The 22735-nt window shown below is 71.9% G+C and carries 19 protein-coding genes; 10 read left to right on the plus strand and 9 right to left on the minus strand.

The genetic code is table 11. From position 1 onward, the window contains the following. Positions 1–54 precede the first annotated feature (54 nt). The 3 genes from ACFVR6_RS00210 to ACFVR6_RS00220 all read left to right on the plus strand — a co-directional run bounded on the left by ACFVR6_RS00210 (position 55) and on the right by ACFVR6_RS00220 (position 4959). Positions 55–2739 (plus strand): penicillin acylase family protein, encoded by a 2685-nt coding sequence (locus tag ACFVR6_RS00210; RefSeq protein WP_386957688.1) that lies wholly within the window; start codon positions 55–57, stop codon positions 2737–2739. 82 nt (positions 2740–2821) lie between these two features. Then, on the plus strand, positions 2822–3511 hold the full coding sequence (locus ACFVR6_RS00215) for an SRPBCC family protein (RefSeq protein WP_386957689.1): 690 nt from the start codon (positions 2822–2824) through the stop codon (positions 3509–3511). Further along, positions 3508–4959, plus strand: coding sequence for a phytoene desaturase family protein (locus ACFVR6_RS00220; protein ID WP_386957691.1), 1452 nt, complete (start codon positions 3508–3510; stop codon positions 4957–4959). The genes ACFVR6_RS00215 and ACFVR6_RS00220 overlap by 4 nt, the downstream gene beginning before the upstream one ends. A gap of 84 nt (positions 4960–5043) precedes the next feature. Here ACFVR6_RS00220 and ACFVR6_RS00225 read toward each other — a convergent pair whose 3' ends face one another. Beyond that, positions 5044–6771: a glycosyltransferase family 2 protein gene (locus tag ACFVR6_RS00225; protein ID WP_386957693.1), complete on the minus strand. Its 1728-nt coding sequence runs from the start codon at positions 6769–6771 to the stop codon at positions 5044–5046. A gap of 135 nt (positions 6772–6906) precedes the next feature. Here ACFVR6_RS00225 and ACFVR6_RS00230 point away from each other — a divergent pair, with 135 nt between their 5' ends. Next, positions 6907–8040: an alpha/beta hydrolase gene (locus ACFVR6_RS00230; RefSeq protein WP_386957695.1), complete on the plus strand. Its 1134-nt coding sequence runs from the start codon at positions 6907–6909 to the stop codon at positions 8038–8040. A 114-nt stretch (positions 8041–8154) separates the two neighbouring features. On the opposite strand, the gene mnhG is transcribed toward ACFVR6_RS00230, so the two are convergent. The 7 genes from mnhG to ACFVR6_RS00265 form a co-directional block, all read right to left on the minus strand. Beyond that, on the minus strand, positions 8155–8511 hold the full coding sequence (gene mnhG / locus ACFVR6_RS00235) for a monovalent cation/H(+) antiporter subunit G (protein WP_386957696.1): 357 nt from the start codon (positions 8509–8511) through the stop codon (positions 8155–8157). Then, a complete protein-coding gene (locus ACFVR6_RS00240) occupies positions 8508–8777 on the minus strand; it encodes a monovalent cation/H+ antiporter complex subunit F (protein WP_386957698.1) in 270 nt (89 codons plus the stop codon). Before ACFVR6_RS00240 ends, mnhG begins: the two co-directional genes overlap by 4 nt. Beyond that, complete coding sequence (locus ACFVR6_RS00245) at positions 8774–9358, minus strand: Na+/H+ antiporter subunit E (RefSeq protein WP_386957699.1); 585 nt, start codon at positions 9356–9358, stop codon at positions 8774–8776. The genes ACFVR6_RS00240 and ACFVR6_RS00245 overlap by 4 nt, the downstream gene beginning before the upstream one ends. Continuing rightward, positions 9355–10926, minus strand: a complete 1572-nt coding sequence (locus tag ACFVR6_RS00250) for a Na+/H+ antiporter subunit D (RefSeq protein ID WP_386957701.1) — start codon at positions 10924–10926, stop codon at positions 9355–9357. Before ACFVR6_RS00250 ends, ACFVR6_RS00245 begins: the two co-directional genes overlap by 4 nt. Further along, on the minus strand, positions 10923–11456 hold the full coding sequence (locus ACFVR6_RS00255; RefSeq protein WP_386957703.1) for a Na(+)/H(+) antiporter subunit C: 534 nt from the start codon (positions 11454–11456) through the stop codon (positions 10923–10925). The genes ACFVR6_RS00250 and ACFVR6_RS00255 overlap by 4 nt, the downstream gene beginning before the upstream one ends. Next, positions 11441–14386, minus strand: coding sequence for a Na+/H+ antiporter subunit A (locus ACFVR6_RS00260; RefSeq protein ID WP_386957705.1), 2946 nt, complete (start codon positions 14384–14386; stop codon positions 11441–11443). The genes ACFVR6_RS00255 and ACFVR6_RS00260 overlap by 16 nt, the downstream gene beginning before the upstream one ends. A 93-nt stretch (positions 14387–14479) precedes the next feature. Then, complete coding sequence (locus tag ACFVR6_RS00265; protein ID WP_386957707.1) at positions 14480–15538, minus strand: LacI family DNA-binding transcriptional regulator; 1059 nt, start codon at positions 15536–15538, stop codon at positions 14480–14482. A gap of 55 nt (positions 15539–15593) precedes the next feature. On the opposite strand from ACFVR6_RS00265, the gene ACFVR6_RS00270 reads away from it, so the two are divergent. The 5 genes from ACFVR6_RS00270 (at position 15594) to ACFVR6_RS00290 (ending at position 21788) form a co-directional block, all read left to right on the plus strand. Next, positions 15594–16841, plus strand: a complete 1248-nt coding sequence (locus ACFVR6_RS00270) for an MFS transporter (RefSeq protein WP_386957709.1) — start codon at positions 15594–15596, stop codon at positions 16839–16841. A 9-nt stretch (positions 16842–16850) separates the two neighbouring features. Then, complete coding sequence (nucS, locus tag ACFVR6_RS00275; RefSeq protein WP_386957711.1) at positions 16851–17549, plus strand: endonuclease NucS; 699 nt, start codon at positions 16851–16853, stop codon at positions 17547–17549. 142 nt (positions 17550–17691) lie between these two features. Further along, entirely contained in the window at positions 17692–18375 is a 684-nt protein-coding gene (locus ACFVR6_RS00280; protein WP_386957713.1) for an HAD hydrolase-like protein, read from the plus strand. Further along, positions 18372–19622, plus strand: coding sequence for a hypothetical protein (locus tag ACFVR6_RS00285; RefSeq protein ID WP_386957714.1), 1251 nt, complete (start codon positions 18372–18374; stop codon positions 19620–19622). Before ACFVR6_RS00280 ends, ACFVR6_RS00285 begins: the two co-directional genes overlap by 4 nt. 96 nt (positions 19623–19718) lie before the next feature. After that, complete coding sequence (locus ACFVR6_RS00290) at positions 19719–21788, plus strand: bifunctional lysylphosphatidylglycerol flippase/synthetase MprF (RefSeq protein WP_386957716.1); 2070 nt, start codon at positions 19719–19721, stop codon at positions 21786–21788. A 4-nt stretch (positions 21789–21792) separates the two neighbouring features. Here the strand turns inward: ACFVR6_RS00290 and ACFVR6_RS00295 are convergent, their stop codons facing one another. Beyond that, positions 21793–21999 carry a cold-shock protein gene (locus ACFVR6_RS00295; RefSeq protein WP_257507210.1) on the minus strand — a complete coding sequence of 69 codons (207 nt, stop codon included), beginning with the start codon at positions 21997–21999 and terminating at the stop codon, positions 21793–21795. 169 nt (positions 22000–22168) lie between these two features. Here ACFVR6_RS00295 and ACFVR6_RS00300 point away from each other — a divergent pair, with 169 nt between their 5' ends. Continuing rightward, a complete protein-coding gene (locus ACFVR6_RS00300) occupies positions 22169–22660 on the plus strand; it encodes a GNAT family N-acetyltransferase (protein ID WP_386957718.1) in 492 nt (163 codons plus the stop codon). Positions 22661–22735: the final 75 nt, after the last annotated feature.

The following is a 22735-nucleotide window of genomic DNA, read 5'->3' on the forward strand; positions in this document are numbered from 1 at the left end:
CATTCGAGCACGGTCGCGCTCACTGGGGAGCCGCGGCACGACTGGGGAAGCTCGATGGCGACACGCGAACTCATGACGGTGGACGACGAACCGCGCGGCGGTGATCCGACCGGCGACGACGGCGCACCGAAGCGGCGCCGGTCGGTCGGCCGCATCATCGGGATGTCTCTGTACGGGCTGTTCGCCGGCATCGTGATCATCGCGCTCATCGCGGCGAGCGCCGTGGTGTGGACGATCCAGCGATCGTTCCCGCAGCTGGACGGCACGGTGGAGCTGGCCGGCCTCACCGGCGAGGTCGAGGTGCTGCGCGATGGGCTCGGGGTCCCGACCATCGTCGCAAGCTCCTCCGAGGACCTCTTCTTCGCGCAGGGCTTCGTGCACGCGCAGGACCGGTTCTGGGAGATGGACTTCCGCCGACACGTCACCAGCGGCCGCGTGTCGGAGCTGTTCGGCGAGAGCCAGCTGCCGACCGACCTGTTCCTGCGGACCCTGGGGTGGCGCGAGGTCGCCGAGCAGGAGGTGGCAGCCCTCGACGAGGAGACCCGCGGATACTACGAGGCCTACGCCGACGGGGTGAACGCCTACCTCGCCGATCACGACGGCGCCGAGGCTTCGCTGGAGTACGCCGTGCTGGGGCTGCAGAACCCCGACTACCGCATCGAGCCGTGGACGGCCGCCGACTCGATCGCGTGGCTGAAGGCGATGGCGTGGGATCTGCGCAGCAATGTCGAGACCGAGACGGAGCGGGCGCTCATGGCGCAGGACTTCTCCACCGAGCAGATCACGCAGCTCTTCCCCGGGTACCCGTTCGACCGCAACCCGGTGATCGCCCCCACCCTCACCCCCGTCGACCAGCTGCCGGCGACACCCGAGACCTCCGAATTCTCCGCGGCGTCCGCCGGGGCGCCTCCGGCCGAAGGCGAGACGGATGCCGCAGCGGCGACGATCGACTGGGCGGCCGTGGACGGGGTCGTCGAGGCGGCCGCGGCTCTGCTCGGCGGCGTGGGCGAGGGCATCGGCTCGAACTCGTGGGTCGTCTCGGGCGAGCTGACGGCGTCGGGCATGCCACTGCTGGCCAACGACCCGCACCTCGGCGCGTCGCTGCCGAGCGTCTGGCACCAGAGCCACCTGCGCTGCGAGCCGGTGTCGGCGGAGTGCCCCTTCGACGTCTCGGGCTTCGGGTTCTCGGGGGTGCCCGGGGTCATCATCGGCCACAACCGCGACGTCGCGTGGGGGTTCACCAACCTCACCACCGACGTGACCGACCTCTACATCGAGCGCATCGACGGCGACGCGTACTGGCGCGACGGCGAACTGGTTCCGCTCGAGACGCGCACCGAGACGGTCGAGGTGGCCGGCGGCGAGCCGGTGACCCTCGAGATCCGCTCCACCGTGCACGGCCCGATCGTCTCGGGCCTCACGCCCGACTTCACCGCGATCGCCGAGGACCCCGTGATCCCCCGAGGCTCGGGGGCGGCATCCCCCGGAGCGGAACCCACCGGTAGCGAGTACGCGGTGAGCCTGCGGTGGACCGCTCTCGAACCCGGCTCCACCGCGGCATCCATCTTCGCGCTGGACAAGGCCACCGATTTCGCGACGTTCCGCGACGCCGCCGCCCTGTTCGACGTGCCGGCGCAGAACCTCGTCTACGCCGACCGTGAAGGCAACATCGGCTACCAGACCCCGGGGCGCCTGCCCATCCGCGGCGCCGGCGACGGTTCGCTGCCGCAGCCGGGCTGGGATTCCGCCTACGACTGGCAGGGCATGATCCCGTTCGCCGAGCTGCCGGTGGTCTACAACCCCGACGAGGGCTACATCGTCACCGCCAACAACGCCATCGTGGATCCCGACTACCACTACTTCCTCACGTCCGACTGGGACTACGGCTGGCGGGCGGCGCGCATCACCGACCTGCTGCAGCGCAAGGCCGCGTCGGGTCCGCTCACCGCCGACGACATGCGCGACATCCAGGCCGACGCGCAGTTCTGGATGGGCAAACGCCTGGCCACCGCCTACGCCGACGTCACGACGGGTGACGCGCAGACGGATGCCGCGCTGGCGCTGCTGGGCGACTGGGACGCGCAGAACTCCGCCGACTCCCCCGCGGCCGCCTACGCGAACGTGCTGTGGGACGAGCTGGTGGCGAACATGTTCGTCCGCGAGCGCGACGTCCCGGCTCCCGCCGGAAGTCAGTCGCGCATGTTCCTCGTCGTCGACCGGCTGCTGGAGGAATCCACCGATCCGTGGTGGACCAACGAGGCGCTGGGCGTCTCGGGACAGCGGGAGATGCTCGAGCGCTCCGCCGCGGATGCCGCCGAGCGTCTCACCGGGCTGCAGGGCGACGACCCGGCGCGCTGGGAGTGGGGGTCGCTGCACGCCATCACCCTCACCAGCGACACGTTCGGCTCGTCGGGCATCGCACCGATCGAGTGGCTGTTCAATCGCGGCCCCTACGCTGTCGCGGGCGGCACGTCGGTGGTGGATGCCACCGGTTGGGTGCTCGGCAGCGAAAGCTTCGCCACCGTGACGGTGCCGTCGATGCGGATGGTGGTCGACCTCGCCGACCTCGACGCGTCGCGCTGGAACCACCTCACCGGCACCAGCGGTCACGCGTTCCACCCGAACTACACGGATCAGACCGAGACGTGGCAGCGCCGCGAGATGACCCCGTGGGCGTTCAGCGACGACGCGGTGCGGGCGGCGGCGACCGACGAACTGCGGCTCGTGCCGGCGTCCTGAGCAGGTCGCCCGCCTCGACGCAACCCCGGGCGACCTCGACACCTGCTCCCCTACGATCGGAGCACCGACGAGAGGAGTCGCGATGGCAGGCGGCAATGCGCGCGTCATGCGCTGCACGCCCGAGGACGTGTTCGCCACGCTCGCCGACGGGTGGCTGTACCCCGTGTGGGTGGTGGGCGCGGCGCGCATGCGCGCCGTCTCCCCCGAGTGGCCCGAGCGAGGATCGACCCTCCATCACTCCGTGGGACTGTGGCCGGTGCTCATCGACGACTCCACCGAGATCGTGTCGTGGTCGCCTCCCCGGCGCATCCGGCTGCGTGCCAAGGCCGGCCCGTTCGGTCGGGCGGTCGTCGTGATCGACGTGCGTGAGCACGGCGACGGGTGCGTCGTGCGCATGGGTGAAGAACCCGTCGCCGGCGCCGGGAGGCTCTTGCCGCGGCTGCTCTGGGCGCCGCTGCTGCGCGCGCGCAACCGTGAGACCCTCCGCCGTCTGGGCTTCCTCGCCGAGGGGCGCCGCCGCGAACGCGACGCGGGCGAGCAGACCGCACGCGAAGAGGTGCCCGAGACCGCGCCGTCGCCCGCGGGGTCGCAGGCGTCGGCCGACGTCGCCGCCGCGACCGATGCCGCAGCCGATGCGGGGGCGCCGCCGGCACGGGAGGCGGGATCGGCCGCCGCGGGCGGCGCGGATTCAGCCGACGCTGCGGATGCCGCCGATGCTGCGGGCTCCGCGGATTCAGCCGACACCGCCGAGGCTGCTGACCGGTCGGCATGAGCGACCTCGACGCGATCGTCGTCGGTGCGGGCCCCAACGGCCTGGCCGCGGCCGTCACGCTCGCCCGTGCCGGGCTGGCGGTGCGGGTGTACGAACGTGCCGCGCAGCCGGGCGGCGGTGCCCGCACGCAGGAGCTGACCCTCCCCGGGTTCCGGCATGACACGTGCTCTGCGGTGCACCCGCTGGCGGTCGCCTCGCCGTTCTTCCGCGCGTTCGGGCTCGCGGAGCGCATCGAGCTGCTGACCCCGGAAGTGTCGTTCGCGCATCCGCTTCCCGGTGGCGGTGGCGGCATCGCGTACCGCGATCTCGAGCGCACCGCCCAGACTCTCGGCCGCGACGGCCGGGCCTATCGGCGGCTGTTCGCTCCGCTGGCGGCGCGTTCGCTCGAGGTCGCGGAGTTCACGGGATCGAACCTCATCGGCATCCCGCGGCATCCGCTGGTCACGGCACGGTTCGGCGTGAGCGCGCTGGAGCAGGGGTCGCCGCTGTGGAACGCACGGTTCTCGGGCGAGACCGCGCCCGCGATGATCACCGGCGTGGCCGCGCACGCGATCGTGCGGCAGCCGTCGGTCGTCGGCGCCGGCGCGGGGCTCGCACTGCAGGCGCACGCGCACGCCGGCGGCTGGCCCATCCCCCGCGGGGGGAGCCAGGCGATCGTCGACGCGCTCGTCGCGGACCTCGTCGCGCATGGCGGCGAGGTCGTCACCGACCACGAGGTTCGGTCACTGCGCGCACTGCCGCCGGCCCGGGCGACGCTGATGGACGTGACTCCGCGCGCCTTTCTCCGGTGGAGCGGCGACCGGCTGCCGGCGCGCTATCGGCGGGCGCTGCAGGCGTTCCGCTACGGGAACGCCGCGGCGAAGGTGGACTTCGCCCTGTCGGGCCCGGTGCCGTGGGCCGATCCGCGCGTAGCGCAGGCGGGCACCGCGCACCTGGGCGGCACCCGCCGCGAGATCGCGTACGCCGAGAACGAGGTGGCCCGGGGGCGGCACGCGACTGACCCGTATGTGCTGGTGTCGCAGCCGTCGGTGCTCGACGACACCCGCGCGCCCGGTGACGCGCAGTCGCTGTGGGCGTACACGCACGTGCCGGCTGGTTCCACGGTCGATCAGCGCGAAACGATCACGCGGATGATCGAGCGCTCTGCGCCGGGCTTCCGCGACATCATCCTCGACGCCCGGAGCGTCACGGCGGCCGAGCTCCCCGAGGAGAACCCGAACTACATCGACGGGGACATCAGCGCCGGGGCGGCGACACTGCGCCAGCTGGTGCGCCGGCCGGTGGCCACCACCGACCCCTGGCGCACCCCGCTGCCCGGGGTGTATCTGTGCGGCGCGTCGACGGTCCCCGGGCCCGGCGTGCACGGCCTGTCGGGGTGGTACGCCGCCCGCTCCGCGCTGCGTCACACCTTCCGCCTCCCCACCCTCCCCTCCCTGGCTCCCGAGTGAGCATTCGTCACGCCGAGTGAGCACTTGCGGCGCCGAGTGAGCACTCGCGGTGCCGAGTGAACACTCGTCACGCCGAGTGAGTACTCACGAGCGGCGGGCCCGCGAGACGAGCCGCCAGATGCGCGACGGCACGACGCGACGGGCGAGGGCGATCGGGCGCCGCGCCGCCCGGGCCACCGTGTCCCTGAGGGCTCCGCCGGCGCCGTCACGACGCAGCTCGACCGTGCCGTCGTCCGAGACGACCAGGTCGCACCGGCGTCCCGCGAGCAGCGGCGAGCGCGTCAGCGAATCGAGGGATGCCGGCGCGGCGCGCAGCGGTGCATCGAACGTCCATCCGGCGTGGCGCACCCGCACCATGAGCTGGCCCTCCACGGCGACCTCCCCCGCGCCTGCCGCGTGCAGCGGGTCGACGATCACGGTGGCGCGCGAGACGTCGCGCTGCGCGCGGCCCGGCAGACTCCGCACGCTGCCGTCGCCCCGATCGCGCACCAGCAGATCCACCCGATCCCGGCGCAGGTCGCGGCTCGCGTCGCGCACCTCGACCGGGAGCGCGTCGAGGTCGAGGAATGCCGGTGGCCGCCAGATCACCGGACGGCCGGAGGCCGCATCCGCCCGATCCTCCGCACCGACGGCATCCGCCCCGTCCCGCGCACCCGCGGCGTCCGCGGCATCCACGGCATCCACCCCCGCCGGCTCTCGCGGCTCGAACACGAGCGCGTCCTGGCCGTCGCGGAGGAACCGGGTGCGGATGCGGAGCTTGAGCTTGCCGCCGCGAGTCCACTGCGCGGAAGTGAGGTCGGCGCGGCATTCGATGCCCTCCTCGAACTCGGCCAACCGCAGCAGCCCGTCACGCCGCCCGGCCCGCAGCAGCGCGGAGCGCACCCGCAGCGGGAACGGCAGCCCCGCCTCGACACCCGGCCCGAAGCGCCGCTGCGCGATCGGGATGACGGTGTCGAGGAACCGCTCGCGGTACCCGTCTGGGTAGCGCGCCATCCGCCGCGGGGCGAGCCGGTTCAGGATCTTGCCGCGATACCAATGGCGCAGCAGCGTGTCGCGCGTTCGGCCGGGCGTCGTGTTCGCCTCGACGAGGTCGAGCACGGTCTCGAGGTGCGGGAAGTAGGTCTCGGGATCGATGCGCGCCGCGCTCGCGCTGCCCTTGCTCTTCACCCACGCGTAGCAGGGCTCGCTCGCGAGGATCGAGATCGTCTTCGCCGCGAAGTAGGCCTGCATGACGAACAGGTGATCCTCCAGGCGCACCTTGCCGTCGGGGAAGCGGATGCCGTTGTCTCGCAGGAACGACAGCCGGAACACCTTGTGCGGGGTGAGCATCTCCAGCAGCGGGTCCTTGCCGAGCACGGCGCGGGGGATGTCACGCTGGAAGATGCGGCCCGGCAGCGCACGCCCGATCCCCACTTCCTTGCCCACGACCACGTCGGACGCGTGCGCGTCGCCGTAGTCGCAGAGCCGCTCCAGCGCCCGTTCGAACAGCCAATCGTCCTGGTCGACGAAGTACACATACGTTCCGCGTGCCGCCTCGATGCCGTGGTTGCGCGGCGTGCCCGGCCATCCGGTGTGCTCGAGGCTCAGCACGCGCATGTTCGGTCGCTCAGCGGCGGCAGCCGCCAGGCGCCGGCGGGTCGACTCGTCCGATCCGTCGTCGCACAGCAGCACCTCGAACTCGTCCTGCGGCAGCGTCTGCCGGTCGAGGGATCCGATGAGATCGTCGAAGCCGGCTCCCGGGTTGTACACCGGCACGATCACACTCATCCGCGTCGCGGCGCGCTCGCGCTGGTTCTGCTGCGTCGAGGTCATGGTTCCACTCAACCTCGGCGGCTCCGACACTTCACGGGGTTGCGCTCGCTCGTCGGACGTGCTGAGCTCGGGCGCTCCGGTGAGCGGGATGCCTGCCGTCACTAGACTCGAAGACCGACAGCGGAGGAGCTCACCATGCCCTTGGATCCCTTCTTCGCGGAGCGGCTGCGGGTGCATCGGCGGTACCTCATCGGCCAGACGCTGATGGCTTTTCGCACGCGCATCGCGAGCTGGCGGGCGCTGGTGTGGGGCAAGGCGGCTGCGCGGGCGCGAGGGGATGCCGGGAGGACTGCCGCGAGGTCGACGGGGGCCGCCGTCGGCACGGCGGCGGGTCGTGCGGGTCCCGCCGGCGGGGCGCGCTCGAGCGCCGATGCCGCACGCGCCCGGCATCGGCGCGCCGCGCTGGCCTGGGACCGCAAGGAGCTCGATGCGATCGGCACGCCGGGGCCGCCGGTGCGCACGACCGAGCACGAGGTCGCCGTCGTGGGCCACCCCTCGGTGCGGGTGCGCATCTACCACCCGCGGGAGGCCGACGCCCCGCCCGTGCCGGGTTGGCTGAGCTTCTTCGGCGGGGCGTTCCGCATCGGGGGCATCGACTATCCGACGACGGATGCCGCCAATCGCCGCCGCGCGGTGGAGGCCGATGTCGCGATCGTCGCCGTCGACTACTCCCTCGCCCCCGAGCATCGCTTCCCGACGCAGGTCGAGCAGGCCCACGCCGCGCTCGTGTGGGTGCATGAGAACGCCGCCGCGCTCGGGATCGATCCCGACCGGCTCGGGGTCACCGGCACCTCCGCCGGTGGGGCGATCGCGGCGTCGCTGGCGCTGGCCAACCGCGACCGCGGCAACCTGCCGATCCGGCTGCAGCTGCTCGAGGTGCCCGTCACCGACCTCACCGGCCGCCACATCGACCTGCGCGCCACGTGGGCGCTCGGAATCCCGAGCTTCATCGCGGTGAGGGAACTGCGATCGGTGGCGCGCACGTACCTGCGGCATCCCGCCGACGCACGCAACCCGCTCGCTTCACCGTTGCGCGCGCCCTCGCATGCGGGCCTGCCCGAAGCCGTGATCCTCACCGCGCAGTACGACCCGCTGCGGCGCGACGGCGCCCTTTACGCGGCGCGGCTGCGCGCGAACGGCGTCGCGGCCAGCGCTGTGCAGTATCTCGGCGTCACCCACGACATCCCGATGTTCACCGGTGCGTTGCCGGCCGCTCGTCGGTGGCATCGCGACGTCGTCGCGGCGCTCGCGCGCCTGCACGAGGGCTGACGCTGCGCGAAGCAGCACGAGTACTCACTCGACGCCGCGAATACTCACTCGACGCCACGAATACTCACTCGGCAGCGCGAATGCTCACTCGGCAGCACGCAGGCGGGCGGGGGGTCAGCCGCCGGAGGCGGGCGGGGTCTCGTGCGACTCGGCCAGCTCGTCCACGTACAGCGAGCTCGCCTCGATCGTGCCGTTGCGGTGGGCGGCGCGCCCCACCATGTGGGCCGACAGGGGCGCCGTCGCCAGCTGCACCAGCACGATGGCGACCAGGAACGCGACCACCGGCCACGACCGCGCCGACAGCGCCACCGCGAGGCAGATCACGATGAGACCGAGCACCTGCGGCTTGGTGGCCGCGTGCAGGCGGGTGGGCACGTCATGAAAGCGCAGCAGACCGATCGCGGCGGTCAGGCACAGCGCCGCCCCGAAGAGGATCAGCACGAGGGAGAGGGTGTCCAGCACGGCGTTCATCGTTCGCTGTTGTCCCTTCTCGCCACGAAGCGCGCGATCGAGATCGACCCGAACACACCCACCGCGGCGATGATCAGCAGCACCGGCAGCGTGCGGGTGTGGTGGTTGATGGCCATGTCGGCGCCGAGCAGGCACATCACGAGCGTCAGAAGCACATCGGATGCCACGGCGCGGTCGAGGATCGACGGGCCTTTGATGATGCGCCACACCGTGAGGAGGCCCGAGACGGCGAACACGACGTAGATGACGATCAGCAGCGCACTCATGCGGGGGTCCCCCCTTGGCGCGGGGTGTCGATGGCCGCCGCGCGGATCTTCTCCAGCTGGGCGTGGGAGCCGACAGCGCGCACGATGCGCGCCTCCCACCCCTGGATGGCGCGGCGCTGCATCCGCACGTCGTCGTCGCTGTCGACGCCGATCACGTGCAGGTACAGGATGCGGCGGTCACGATCGGCCTCGACGACGAGTGACCCCGGGATGAGCGACGCGGTCACGCCCACATGGGTCATGATCAGGTCGTCGTCGGTGACCAGCGGCACGGCGATGATCGCGGTGCCGGGATAGCGGCGGGGGTTGAGCACCTGCCACGCGACAAGCAGCGATCCGCGCACGAGCGCCCAGAAGAACGTGACGACGAAGACGAACCCGTACCAGAGGTTGACCCGCCCCGACAGCTCCACCGGCGGCAGCCGGAACACGCGGGTGACGAACAGCGCGACGACGAGCCCGGTGAGCAGCGCCAGCACGGTGAACTGGCCCCACAGCAGCATCCACAGCGCCACGAGCCACACCATGAACGGCATCTGCCGCCATGCCTGCACCAGCAGGGACTGCCGTTCGGGGCTCATGACTCGGTCCCCTCCTCCAGCTGCACGAGGGTGACCGGGTCCATCAGCGACGCCCCGATGCGCGCGCAGACGTCGTACAGCGGACCGGCGAAGACGGTGAGGGCGATCGTGACGGCGACCATGCCGGCGGTCGCCGCCGTCATGATGCGCGGGATCACCCGGCGGCGGGTCTCGGTGGCGGCGGCAGGGGCCCCGCCGAGGTACGAGATGCGCGCCTCGGTCTCGGACTCGCCGTGGTCGTCCTCGTCCTCGCGCCAGAACGACAGGTTCCACGCCCGCATGAGCGAGTACAGCGTCAGCAGGCTCGTGATGATGCCACCGACGATCAGCACCATCATCAGCGGGGTGCCGACGGATGCCGCGGCGTCGAACAGCGCGAACTTGCCGATGAACCCCGAGAAGGGGGGCAGGCCGCCGAGGTTGATCGCCGGGATGAAGTAGAGCACGGCCAGCAACGGCGCGGCTCGCATGAGGCCGCGCACCTTCAGGATCGACGTGGATCCGGCGCGGCGCTCGACGAGCCCGACGGCGAGGAACAGCGTCGTCTGCACGACGATGTGGTGCACCGTGTAGTAGATGGTCGCGCCGATCGCGGCGGGCGTCGCGATCGCGAGGCCGAACACCATGTAGCCGATGTGGCTGACGAGGGTGAACGACAGGATGCGTTTGAGCTCCGCCTGCGCGACGGCGCCCAGCACCCCGACGATCATGGTCGCCAGCGCCACGATGAGCAGCAGCGTGTTGACGTCGTTGTCGCGGAAGATCTGCGTCTCGGTGCGGATCATCGCGTACACGCCGACCTTGGTCAGCAGGCCCGCGAACACCGCCGTGACCGGCGCCGGGGCCGTCGGATACGAGTCGGGCAGCCAGAACGACAGCGGGAAGACGGCCGCTTTGATGCTGAACGCGAGCAGCAGCAGGATGTGCAGCACCATCTGCGTCTCCTGCGGCAGCTCGCTCATCCGCTGCGACAACTGCGCCATGTTCACCGTGCCCAGCGCCCCGTAGATGGCGGCGATGGCCGAGAGGAACAGGATCGACGACACGAGCGAGACGACGATGTACACGACGCCGGTGCGGATGCGCGATTCGGTGCCGCCGAGGGTGATGAGCACGTACGAGGCGACGAGCAGGATCTCGAAGCCGACGTAGAGGTTGAACAGGTCGCCGGCGATGAACGCGTTGAAGATGCCGGCCGCGAGGATCAGGTACGAGGGGTGGAAGATCGACACCGGGGTGTCGTCATCGCCGTCGGCGGCGCCCTGGCCGACCGAGAACAGCAGCACCGCCAGCAGCACGATGCTCGAGACGACCACGAGGAGCGCCGCGAGCCGGTCGACGTAGAGCACGATTCCGAAGGGGATCGGCCAGCCGCCCACCGAGACCGCGAGCGGCAGGTCGGAGGAGTCCACGGCCACCAGCAGCACGGCCGCGATGATGCAGACCAGCGTCAGGGTGACGATCGAGACGACCACCTGCGTGCGACGGTGTCGGCCGGCGATGAGGGCGACGGCGGCACCCAGCAGCGGCAGGGTCACCAGCAGCGGGACGAGGGCGTTGAGGGTCATCGCTCACCTCCCGCGTCGGGCCGGTCGGTGGGGGCGTCGTCGCGCAAGCCGGGGACGTCCTTCGCGTGGAGCACCGTGATGGGTGCGGTCTCGACGCCGACGAAGTCCGTCGTCGCCTCCTCGTCGTCTTCGGTGACCTCGTCGTCCATCGAGTCCTCGTCCACCGCGCTGCGCTCGCGCACGGCGCGGTCCTCGGCGTCGTCCTCGACGGTGTCGGCCTGGCCGAGCTGCCACGAGCGGTAGATGAGGGCGAGGAGGAACGCGGAGACGGCGAAGGTGATGACGATCGCGGTGAGGGTGAGCGCCTGCGGCAGCGGGTCGCTCATCCGCTCGTCACCGGTGCCGCCTTCGCCGCCGAAGAACGGTGCCGTTCCCGGCTCGCCCATCACGATCAGGAGGAAGAGGTTGGCGGCGTTGCCCAGCAGCAGGAAGCCGATGAGCACGCGGGTGAGGCTCCGCTCGAGCATCGCGTAGACACCGGCGGCGAACAGCACCGCCATGATCACGATGAGGGTCAGTGAGACATCCACGGCGCGCTCACCCCCCGGTCACGCAGTTCCTGCGTCTGTCGGTCGACTTCGGCGCCGAGGCTGCGCAGCACGTCGAGGACGAGCCCGATGACGACGAGGTACACACCGACGTCGAAGATCGTGGAGCTGACGAACTCGACGTGTCCGATCACCGGGAGCTCCGCCTCCCAGAAGGTGCTCGTCAGCGGCGGCGCCCCGAAGAAGAGCGGGACGATCGCGCAGCCGACGGCGAGCGTCATCCCCACGCCCAGCAGGCGCCCGGCGTCGGTGGGTGCAGCGGCGCCCAGCTCGTAGCGTCCGCCCGCGACGTAGCGCATGACCAGTCCCATCCCGGCGACGAGGCCGCCGGCGAAGCCGCCGCCGGGCAGGTTGTGTCCGGCGAACAGCAGGTAGATCGAGACGACCATGATCGTGTGGAAGAGCACGCGCACGATCACTTCGAGCATGATCGAGCGGTTCTCCGGGCGCACACGCTGCCCGCCGACGAGCCACGTGCGCGGCGCGCCGCGATTGTCGGCGGTCTGCGGCCGCGGGCCGTCGGCGGTGTCCACGAGCAGACGCCGGTTGCGGCTGGCCGACATCGGCAGCGGCGCGACGGCGCGCGAGAGCGTGTCGGCACGATGCGTGACGAACACCAGGGATGCCACGCCCGTGGCGGCGAGGATGAGCACCGACAGTTCGCCCATCGTGTCCCAGCCGCGCAGGTCCACCAGCGCCACGTTGACGACGTTCTTGCCGTGGCCGAGCTCGTAGGCGAGTTCGGGGAAGGCGTCGGATACGGGGGCGTGCACGCGCGCACCGGTCGCGACGATGGCGACCATCGCCATCGTGAGGCCGACGGCGGCGGCCAGCACCGCGCGGGCGACGGGCAGCACCGAGGCGTTGTGCTCGCCGAGCCGCGCCGGGATGCGACGCAGCACGAGGGCGAAGGCGACGAGGGTCACCGTCTCGACGAGGACCTGCGTGAGGGCGAGGTCGGGGGCGCCGCTCGTGGCGAACAGCAGCACCATGCCGAGGCCGGTCACCGAGACAAGGACGACACCGGTGTAGCGCTTGCGGGCGCGCACGGCGACGATGCCGGCGACGATCATCATCGGCGCCACGAGCAGCTGCGTGGGCGACTGCCACGCGTCGAGCTGCATCTGCCACTCGGGGGAGGCCAGGAGCACCGTCCCCTCCGCGGCGACCAGCACGATGAAGATCGTGCCGACGTACACCGGCAGCGAACCGCGCTGCGTGACGGTGACCGTCACCACCGCGAGGCGGGCGATGGAGCGGAGCACCGTGTTGTAGATCTCGGCGGCCGTGAACGGCAGCAGGCGACGCGGCATCCCCACGCGGCGCACGAGCCAGAACAGCGCCGCACCGGCGGCGATCGAGCCGAGCGAGAGGAACAGCGCCGGCTCCAGCCCGTGCCAGAGCGCGAGGTGGTAGGCGTGCGCGGGGGCGGGCAGGCCCGGGGTCGCCACCGGCGCGGTGTCGGCGTACGTCGCCAGCGCCGTGTCCAGCAGCGGTGCGGCGAAGCCGGCCACGACGGTCATGCCCGCCAGCAGCACCGGCGCGCTCAGGAATCCGATCGGCGGGTCGGGCCATTCCGTGCGCGGCATATCCTTGCCGGCGGCATCCTTCTTGGTCCAGAACGCGCCCCAGATGAAGCGGATGCCGTACGCCGCGGTGAGCACGGAGCCGAGGACGAGCCCCACGAGCCCCACGATCGCCCACACCTGTCCCTCGGCGCCCTCGGTGAGGAAGGCGGTCAGTGCCGCCTCCTTCGCGACGAAGCCCACGGTGGGGATGAACCCCACCATCGAGGCGACGGCGATGGTCGAGAACACCGCGAGCACGGGAGCCTGCCGGCCGACGCCCGACAGCTCGCCGATGTCGCGCGTGGACAGCTGACGGTCGACGACGCCGACGACGAGGAAGAGGGCGGACTTGAACAGCGCGTGGCTGATCAGCAGCGCCAGACCCGCGAGCGCGGCGTCGCGCGTGCCGTACCCGAGCACCGCGGTGAGCATGCCGAGCTGGCTCACCGTGCCGAAGGCCAGGATGCGCTTGAGATCGGATTCGCGCAGCGCCTGGATGCCGCCGATGAGCATCGTGAGGATGCCGAGGCCGATCACGATCGGACGCCACGGTGCGGCGATCGCGAACACCGGCGCGAGGCGCGCGATGAGGTAGATGCCGGCCTTCACCATCGCCGCGGCGTGCAGGTAGGCGCTCACCGGCGTGGGCGCGGCCATGGCACCGGGCAGCCAGAAGTGGAACGGGAAGATCGCGGACTTGCTGAGCGCGCCGACGAGCATGAGCACGAGTGCGGCGTCGATGACGGGGCCGGTGGGCGCGAGCTCCAGGATGCCGGAGAGGCTCGTGGTGCCGGTGGTGACGACCATGAGCACGACGCCGATCAGCATGATGAGACCGCCGAGGGTCGTCACCAGCAGCGCCTGCAGGGCCGCGCGCCGGCTCGCGCCGCGACGGTGGTAGAAGCCGATGAGCAGGTACGACAGCACGCTCGTGACTTCCCACAGCATGACGAGCAGGACGATGTCATCGGTGAGGACGAGCCCGTACATGGCGCCCGCGAACGCCAGCAGCACGGCGCAGAACTGGCCGACGCCGTCGCGCTTGCCGTCGAAGTACCAGCGGCAGTAGATCATCACGAGCGCGCCGACGGCGGTGATGATGAGCGCCATGACCCAGCCGAGGGTGTCCATGCGCATCGAGACCGAGATGTCCAGCGCCGGGATCCACGAGAACGTCTCGAACGGCGGGTCATCCGACAGTGCCCGCGGCGTCAGCGTCAGGGTGTGCGCGAAGGCGACGATCGGAAGGACCGCGGCGGCGTAGAAGGCCCGGGCGCCGATGCGGCTGACCAACCACGGCAGCATCAGCGGAAGGATCGCGAACGCGCCGAGGATCATCAGCATTCGCGGCCTCCTCGGGGGTCGCGGCCAGAGGCGCGGGCGTGCAGGATCGTGGTCCAGTCTACCGTCCCGCGGGGGTGCCCACGGTCGCGGGAGTCAGGATCCGGGCGGCGGGGCGGTCGTATTCCCTTCGCGGAACACACTGCTGAAGCACACCGAAGGCACGTCGTGGTGGCCCAGCATCGCCACGACGGCCTCCCCGGCGGCACGCCCCTTCTCCGTCGCGGGCTGCGCCATCGTCGTGAGCCGGTAGGGCGCGAGGCCGTCGACATCGACGCCGTCGAACCCGGTGACGCTGAGGTCGTCGGGCACGACGAGCCCGCGTTCCTCCGCTGCCCGCAGCACGCCGGCCGCGAGCAGGTCGCTCTGGGCGAGCACGGCGGTCGGGCGGTGCTGCGGGTCGGCGAGGATCGCCCGGCCCGCCACGAGCCCGGCATCGATCGAACTCGCGGTCGCCGCATAGGCGGGAGCGTCGGGATAGACGTCGCGCACGCCGTCGAGGCGGTGCCGCGTGACGTCGACGGTGATGTCCTGCCGGCGGCGCTCGTCGATCCACCCCGGGTCGCTGCGCCGATGCGTGGGCAGCGTCACGACCGCGACGTCGGTGTGCCCGAGGGAGCGGAGGTGGCTCGCGAGGGAGCGCTGCGCCTCCCGATTGTCCAGGGTCACGCGGGGCACGTCGGCACCGGCATCCCCCTCGATCACGACGACGGGGATGCCGCGGGCGCGCAGGGCCGCGAGCGACTCGGCCATGCCGGGCGTGCACCCCACGAGGACCGCGGCGTCGATCGGGGCGGTCGTCAGCGACGCCCCCGGCGAATCGCCCGCCACACCTTCGCGCAGCAGCAGCAGGCCGGCGTCGATCGGGGCGACGGCGTCGGCGAGGCCGTCCATCATGAGGCGGATCACCGGGTCGAGGAACGCGGCGCCCAGCGGCGCCTGGAAGACGACGCCGACGATGCCCGAGCGCCCGCGGCGCAGCGACGCTGCCCGCGGGTCGGGGCCGCTGTAGCCGAGGGCGGCGGCGGCATCGAGCACCCGCTGGCGCGTGGCATCCGACACGGGGGTCTTGCCGCTGAACACCACCGACGCCGTCGACGGCGACACCCCCGCGGTGCGGGCGACGTCGGCGATCGTTGCGCGGCGTGTGCTCATGTCCCCCTGATGGTACGCGGTTTGTGGCGTCGAATCGATTCGGTACGCTGACTCGGTGACCATCGCCCTGTCTCGCTCCCGGTTCGTGCGCTGGCGCACCGCGATCTTCGCGATCTTCGCCGCGAGCGGCTTGAGCATCGCGACGTGGGCTTCGCGCGTGCCGTCGATCAAAGCCGACCTCGGCATCGAGAATAGCGAGATCGGCCTCATGCTGCTGGCGATGGGCGTCGCCTCGATCCTGGGTCTGTCGGCATCGTCGGTGGTCATCGCCCGCTTCGGCACGCGCACCGGGATGCTGGGCGCGATGATCGTCTTCGCCGCCGGCGTCGCCCTCATCGGGGTCGGCACGAACCTCGTGCCGTCGGTGACGATCGTGCTGATCGGCCTCGCTCTGTTCGGCTTCGGCAACGGGTCGGTCGACGTCATGATGAACGTCGAAGGCGCCGCGATCGAGACGCAGTCCGCAAAGACGCTGCTGCCGCTTTTCCACGCCTTCTTCAGCGTGGGCACGGTGCTCGGCGCCGGTCTCGGCGCCCTCGCCGCGAGCCTGCAGATCAACGTCTTCACGCACACCGCGGTCGTGACCGCACTCATCCTCGTGGTGGCCTTCGTCGCCCACGCGAACGTCCCCGCGCAGCTCGGCGCCGACACCCCGCAGGTGGATGCCGACGCACCCCGGCCCGACTGGCGGACCCGCCTGGCGACCTCGCTGTCGGCCTGGCGCGAGCCGCGCACCTACGCCCTCGGCGTCGTGATGCTCGGCATGGCCTTCGCCGAAGGCGGTGCCAACGACTGGCTCGCCCTCGGGGTGAGCGAGGACCACGGCGGCGGCGACGCCCTCGGGGCGACCGCGCTCATGGTGTTCTCGGTCGCGATGACGGTCGTCCGCGTGCTGGGCGGGCCGCTCGTGGACCGCTTCGGGCGCGTGGCGACGCTGCGCGTGCTGGCCGTCACCGCGACCGCCGGCATCCTGCTGTTCATCCTCGCCCCCAACCTGCCGCTCGTGTTCGTCGGCGCGGCGCTGTGGGGCATGGGGGCCTCGCTCGGCTTCCCGCTGGGCATGTCGGCGGCGGCGGATGACCCGGCCAAGGCCGCGGCCCGTGTGAGCGCGGCGGCGACGATCGGCTACGTCGCCTTCCTCTGCGGCCCGCCGGTGCTCGGGTTCATCAGCGATCAGATCGGTCTGCTCAACACCCTCTACGTGGTGGCCGCGCTGGTCGTGGCATCCGGATTCGCCTCGGGTGCCGCCCGCCCGATGGCCGGATCCACGGTGGGCGTCGGACGCCACCCCGACCACGGGTAGGCTCGACGGGTGCGTTTGGTCATCGCCCGCTGTTCCGTCGATTACGCGGGGCGCTTGAATGCGCACCTGCCCACTGCGACGCGCCTGCTCGTCCACAAGGGCGACGGGAGCCTGCTCATCCACTCCGACGGCGGCTCCTACAAGCCGCTCAACTGGATGAGCCCGCCGTGCACCCTCACCGTGGAGCCGCCCGCGGCTGCGGAGGAGGACGAGGAGCAGGTCGTCCAGCAGTGGCGCGTCACCCACGCGAAGTCCGGCGACTCGCTGGTCGTGCGCATCTACGAGGTCCTCCACGACTCCTCGCACGAGCTGGGGATCGACCCCGGGCTCGTGAAGGACGGCGTCGAGGCCGATCTGCAGCGGCTGCTGGCCGAGCAGGTCGGGGTGATCGGCGACGGGCTGACGCTCGTGCGACGTGAGTTCCCCACCGCGATCGGCCCGGTCGATCTGCTGCTGCGCGACCCCGCAGGCGGCACGATCGCCGTCGAGGTCAAGCGCCGCGGCGACATCGACGGCGTCGAGCAGCTGACCCGCTATCTCGAGCTGCTGGGTCGCGATCCGCACCTCGCTCCGGTGACCGGGGTGTTCGCCGCGCAGGAGATCAAGCCGCAGGCAAGGGTGCTCGCCGCCGACCGCGGCATCCGCTGCGTGACGCTGGACTACGACGAGATGAAGGGCATCGACTCCGGCGCCCCCCGCCTCTTCTGACCCCCGCCCCTCCCCCTCCGCGCCGCCGCCGCGCCGCTCCATCGCTGAGACGACAGCCGACGGCCGAGACAACGGTCGTCACCCATTGTCTCGGCCACCCGCTGTCGTCTCACGGTCGGAGGGGGCCGATTAGGGTGGGGGGATGCCGGTTCGATCTCCTTTCTCGTGCGTCCTGTGGGACGTCGACGGCACGATCGTCGACGCGTCGGAGGGCATCCTGCGCCGGCTGGCGGTGACGCTCGAGCACTTCGGGCACCCTGCCCCCACCCACGCCGAGCTCGTCCACTGGATCGGCCCGCCCATGTTCGAGTCGTTCCAGACGAACGTCGGCATGACGCCGGAGCAGTCCACCGAGGCGGTCACCTTCTACCGGGTGCTCGGCAAGGCCGACGGCTACACGACGGGCGCCCGCCTCTACCCCGGCATCGCGGACCTCATCGCCGATCTCGCCGCCGCCGGTGTGCCGCAGGCGACCGCGAGCTCCAAGCCCGAGATCCAGGTGCGCGCGCTCGTCGACCACTTCGGCCTCGCCCCCTCCTTCACCGCCGTCACCGGCGCCACACCCGACGAGCGCACCCTCGCCACGAAGGCCGACATCATCGCCGAGTCGCTGCGGCGGCTGCAGGCGGCCGGCGCAGACACCAGCCGGCCCGTGCTGATCGGCGACCGCCATCACGACATCGACGGCGCCGCGGCGCACGACGTGCCCGTCGTCTTCGTTCGCTGGGGCTTCAGCTGGCCGCACGAGTCCGAGGGCGCCTCCGCCGTCGTCGACACCGTCGACGAACTGCGGGCGCTCCTGCTCGTGGAGGAGGACCTGGGGTGAACATCACCCTCGACGCGGTCCTGGCCTGGGGGACCCCGGCCGTGATCGTGTTCGGGGTGGCGGCGATCGCGTCCATCGCCGCGGTCTGGGCGATGCGTCGCGCCGGCCGTTCGCCGCGCGCCCGCGCCGCCGCCGAGGCCGAACGCACGCGTGCCGGCACCGCCCTGGTACGGCTCGACGACGCCGTGATCGAGCTCGACCTGGAGGTCGGCCTCTCCGGCGCCCTCTACGACGGCGACGCACCGTCGACCCTCCGCCGCGCCCGGATGACGGCCCAGCACGTGCGCGACGAAGCCTTCGAAGCGTTCCGGGAACTCGACGACCGCCCACCCGCCGAGGTGCGACGGGTCAGCGCCCGCATCCGCTCCCGCGCCGATGAAGCGCTGGCCGTCATCACCCGCGCGCGCGCCGAGCACGCGGAATGGATGCGCGTGCACAGCTCCGCAGCCGCGCAGGTCGACGCCGCCGCCCTCCGCCTCGAACGCCTCCGCACCGAGCTGGGCGATCCCGGCGCGCTCGTGGCCGATCTGTCCGGCCGCTTCGACGAGGCGGAGTGGCGGCAGGCCAGCGGTGCCGCGCACACGGCCTCCGAGGCTCTCGTCCAGGCGCAGCACCACCTCGACGCGGCGCGCGCCCTCGCCGCCGACCCCACCCGCAGTGCCCTGCCCGAGCTCGCCGCCGCCCAACGCGAACTGCAGCGGGCGCAGTCTGGCGCCCGCGCGCTCGACGAGGCCCACCGGCTGGTGACGGATGCCGCGATCGCCGTGCCGCAGGAACTCGCCGAGGCCCGCACCGCGCTCACGCAGGCGATCCGCGTGCGCGACGAACTGGATCCCGCGACCGCGGAGCGACTGGGCGCGGAGCTGCGCGCGATCGCGGCGGCGCTGGACGCCCTCGAACCGGATGCCGCGCGGCGCCCGACCACGACGGTCCGTGAGATCGCGCGTGCGCGCGCCCGGCTCGATCTCGCTCTCGGTGATGCGCGCACGGCGCAGCAGCGCCTGCGCGGAGCGCGCACCGCCCTGCCGGGCACGCTCGCCGCGGCGCGTGGCGCCGTCGCCCGCGCCGAGAGCGCCGCCGCCGGCGCGGGCGCCGACGCCCGGGTGCGGCTGGATTCCGCGCAGCGCGAGCTCGCCGCCGCACGTCAGGCGCAGGATCCGGTGGAGGCACTGGATGCCGCGCGGCGCGCGATGCGCCACGCCGAGGATGCCGTCGCCCTCGCCGACTACGCCCGCCTCCACCCCTGACCCGCTCCTCCGCTCGAGCACCTGCCGCGCCCGCTCCACCCGGCATCCAGAGCGTTCATCCTGGTCGTCGCCGTCAGGCCCGCCTAGGGTGGGCCCATGACGGAGCTCGCCCGGTCGCCCCGCCACCCCCTCGTGCGTCTGGCCTCGCGCCTCCCCGCCACGCTCGCCCTCGTCGGCCTGCTGCTGGTGTGCGCCGTCGCGAGCCAGGCGCTGTGGAGCCCGCTGTCGCAGTCGCCCGCGTGGGAGCAACTGGCCTACGGGGTGCCGGCCATCGAAGCCGGCCGCTGGTGGACGCCGCTGACCGGCACCTTCTTCAGCGACCCGCCGCTGCTCTACATCGTCGTGATCTCCGGGTTCGCCGGGGTGGGCTACCTGGAATACCACCGCGGCTCGCGGGTGGCCCTGGGGTGGTTCGCGGCCGGGCAGCTGTTCGGCGTCGTGGCCATGCTCGCGTTCGTCGCGGCGGCGTCACAGCTGCCGTGGGAGTGGGCGCAGTCGGCGGCGGCGGGGCTCGATGTCGGCCCCTCCGGCGGCACGATGGCCTGCATCGCGGCATCCGCCACCGCCATGCGCACCCCGTGGCGCGAACGCGTGTGGTTCACGGTCCTCGCCGCCTGCGCCGTGCTGCTGCTGTTCTGGGGAAGCCTCGCCGACGTCGTGCACGCGTTCGCCGTGCTGCTCGTGCTGGTGGTGCAGCGGCCGCTGCGCGCCCAGCGCACGTCGCTGCGCGAACGGCGGTTCCTCGCGTTCGTCGCCCTCCTCTCGCTCGGCGCGGCGCAGGTGGTCACGGTCGCGATCGCCACGGACGGGCCACTCGGCGGCGGCGGCGAGGTGTCCCCACCGCTCGTCGACGTGGCCATCGACCTCGCGATCATCGCGCTGCTCGCCCGCGGGGTACGACGCGGGCGCCGCTGGGCGTGGGTCGCGACACTCGTGCTCGGCGCGGTCAACATCGCCTCGGCGGTCGTGGTCGTCGCGGGTGTGCAGCTGTCCTGGCTTCCGGATGCCGCGTACGGCGGCGACCTCACGCGCGTACTCGGCCGCGCCGCACTGTGGGCGATCCTGCTCGCGTACCTGGTGTGGGCGCGCGCGGCGTTCCGGGCGCGTCGGCGCAGCGGAGTCGGCACCACCCCCGCCCCGACGTCGACGGATGCCGCGGCGGAGCTGCGCGCGCACGGCGGCGGAACCTTGTCGTGGATGACGACGTGGCAGAACAGGTCGTATCTGCGCACGACGACGGGGATCGTCGCCTTCGAGCGCCACGTCGGCGTCGCCATCGCCCTCGCCGATCCCCTCGGGCCGCCCGAAGGGCGCGCTCAGTCGGTGGCGGAGTTCATCGCGGCATCCGAACGCGCCGGTCTCGTCCCGTGTCTGTTCAGCGCGGGCGAGGAGACCCGCGCGCAGGTGCCGTCGAACTGGCGCAGCATCGTGGTGGCCGACGACACCATCGTCGATCTGCCGGGCCTGCGCTTCGGCGGCAACGCGTGGAAGCCCGTGCGCACATCGCTCAACCGGGCCCAGCGCGAGGGGATGACCTTCCGCCTCACCCGGCTCGTCGACGAGCCGTGGGGCGTGCAGGCACAGCTGCGTGCGATCTCGGAGAGCTGGGTGGGCGGCAAGGACCTGCCCGAGATGGGCTTCACGCTCGGCAGCCTCGCGGAGGCGAGCGACCCGGAGGTGCGGCTCGCGCTGGCCGTGTCACCGGCGGGCGACATCGACGGATTCCTGTCGTGGCTGCCGGTGTACAGCGGTGATGATCGGATCGAGGGATGGACCCTCGACCTCATGCGGCGCCGTCAAGACGGCTTCCCTCCGGTGATGGAGTACCTGATCGGCTCCAGCGCCCTGCAGTTCTCCGCCGAGGGCGCGCGCATCATGTCGTTGTCGGGGGCACCCCTGACCCACGACTATCCGCCCGACGCCGGCATCATCGCCGCGCTGAGCGAGCGCCTCGCCGAGGCACTCGAGCCGGTGTACGGCTTCCGCTCGCTGCACCGGTTCAAGGAGAAGTTCCACCCGCGCTACGAGACCCTGTACCTGCTCTTCCGAGACGAGGCGGATCTCGCACGCATCGGCGCAGGACTCGTCCGGGCGTTCTTGCCGGACGCGTCACTGCGTCAGTTCGCCGGCGCCGGCTGGGAGCTGGTGCGCGGCGAGAGCGACTGAGCGCTCAGATGGGGCGGATGTTCTCCGCCTGCAGGCCCTTGGGGCCCTGCGCGACCTCGAACTCCACGCGCTGGTTCTCCTCCAGCGAGCGGTACCCACCGGCCTGGATGGCGGTGTAGTGAGCGAAGACGTCTGCACCGCCCTCGTCGGGAGCGATGAAGCCGAAGCCCTTTTCGGAGTTGAACCACTTGACGGTGCCCTGCGTAGCCATGAACTGCCTTCGTGCTGATGAGGATGCCGAAGCGGCCGCCCCGACGGTTCATACGGTAGCCAATGCGGGTGCGCGCGTCAGCACCGATTTCTGATGGTGACGAAAATGTTGCACAGGCGTCGGCGGAGCCGCCGATGAGAGTCGCGGACGGCGCGAGTACCGTGGCCGGATGGGACATGTGGAACTGCGACCCCTCGACGATGACGACCTGGATGCCGTGTTCGAGATGATGCGCGACCGGGATGCCGTGGCGAAGGAGGCCTTCACCGCCGACGACCCCGACGACCGGGCGGCCTTCGACGCCTGGATCGCCCGCGAACGCGCCGCCGACGACGTCACCCTCCTGGTGGTGACGGAGAACGGCGGCTTCGCCGGCACCGCGGCCGCCTTCACGGTAGGTGAGGACCGCGAGGTGAGCTTCTGGATCGCCCGCCACGCATGGGGCCGGGGCGTGGCGACCGAGGCGCTGCGCCTGCTGGTGTCACGGGAGCCGATCCGGCCGCTGTTCGCACGGGTGGCCGCCCACAACGCCGCCGCCATCGCCGTGCTGCAGCGCAACGGCTTCGCCGAGATCGCCAGCGACAGCGCTTACGCCCCCGGCGTCGGCCGCGAGGTGGAGGAGCTCATCTACGCACTGCCCCCCGTCCTCGACGGCGTCTGACGCGCGCGCGCCTCCGCGCCGACCGATGAGACGACAACCGGCGGCCGAGACAGTGGGTAACGACCATTGTCTCGG

This window comes from Microbacterium sp. NPDC058021 (genome assembly GCF_042885955.1).
Lineage (GTDB): Bacteria > Actinomycetota > Actinomycetes > Actinomycetales > Microbacteriaceae > Microbacterium.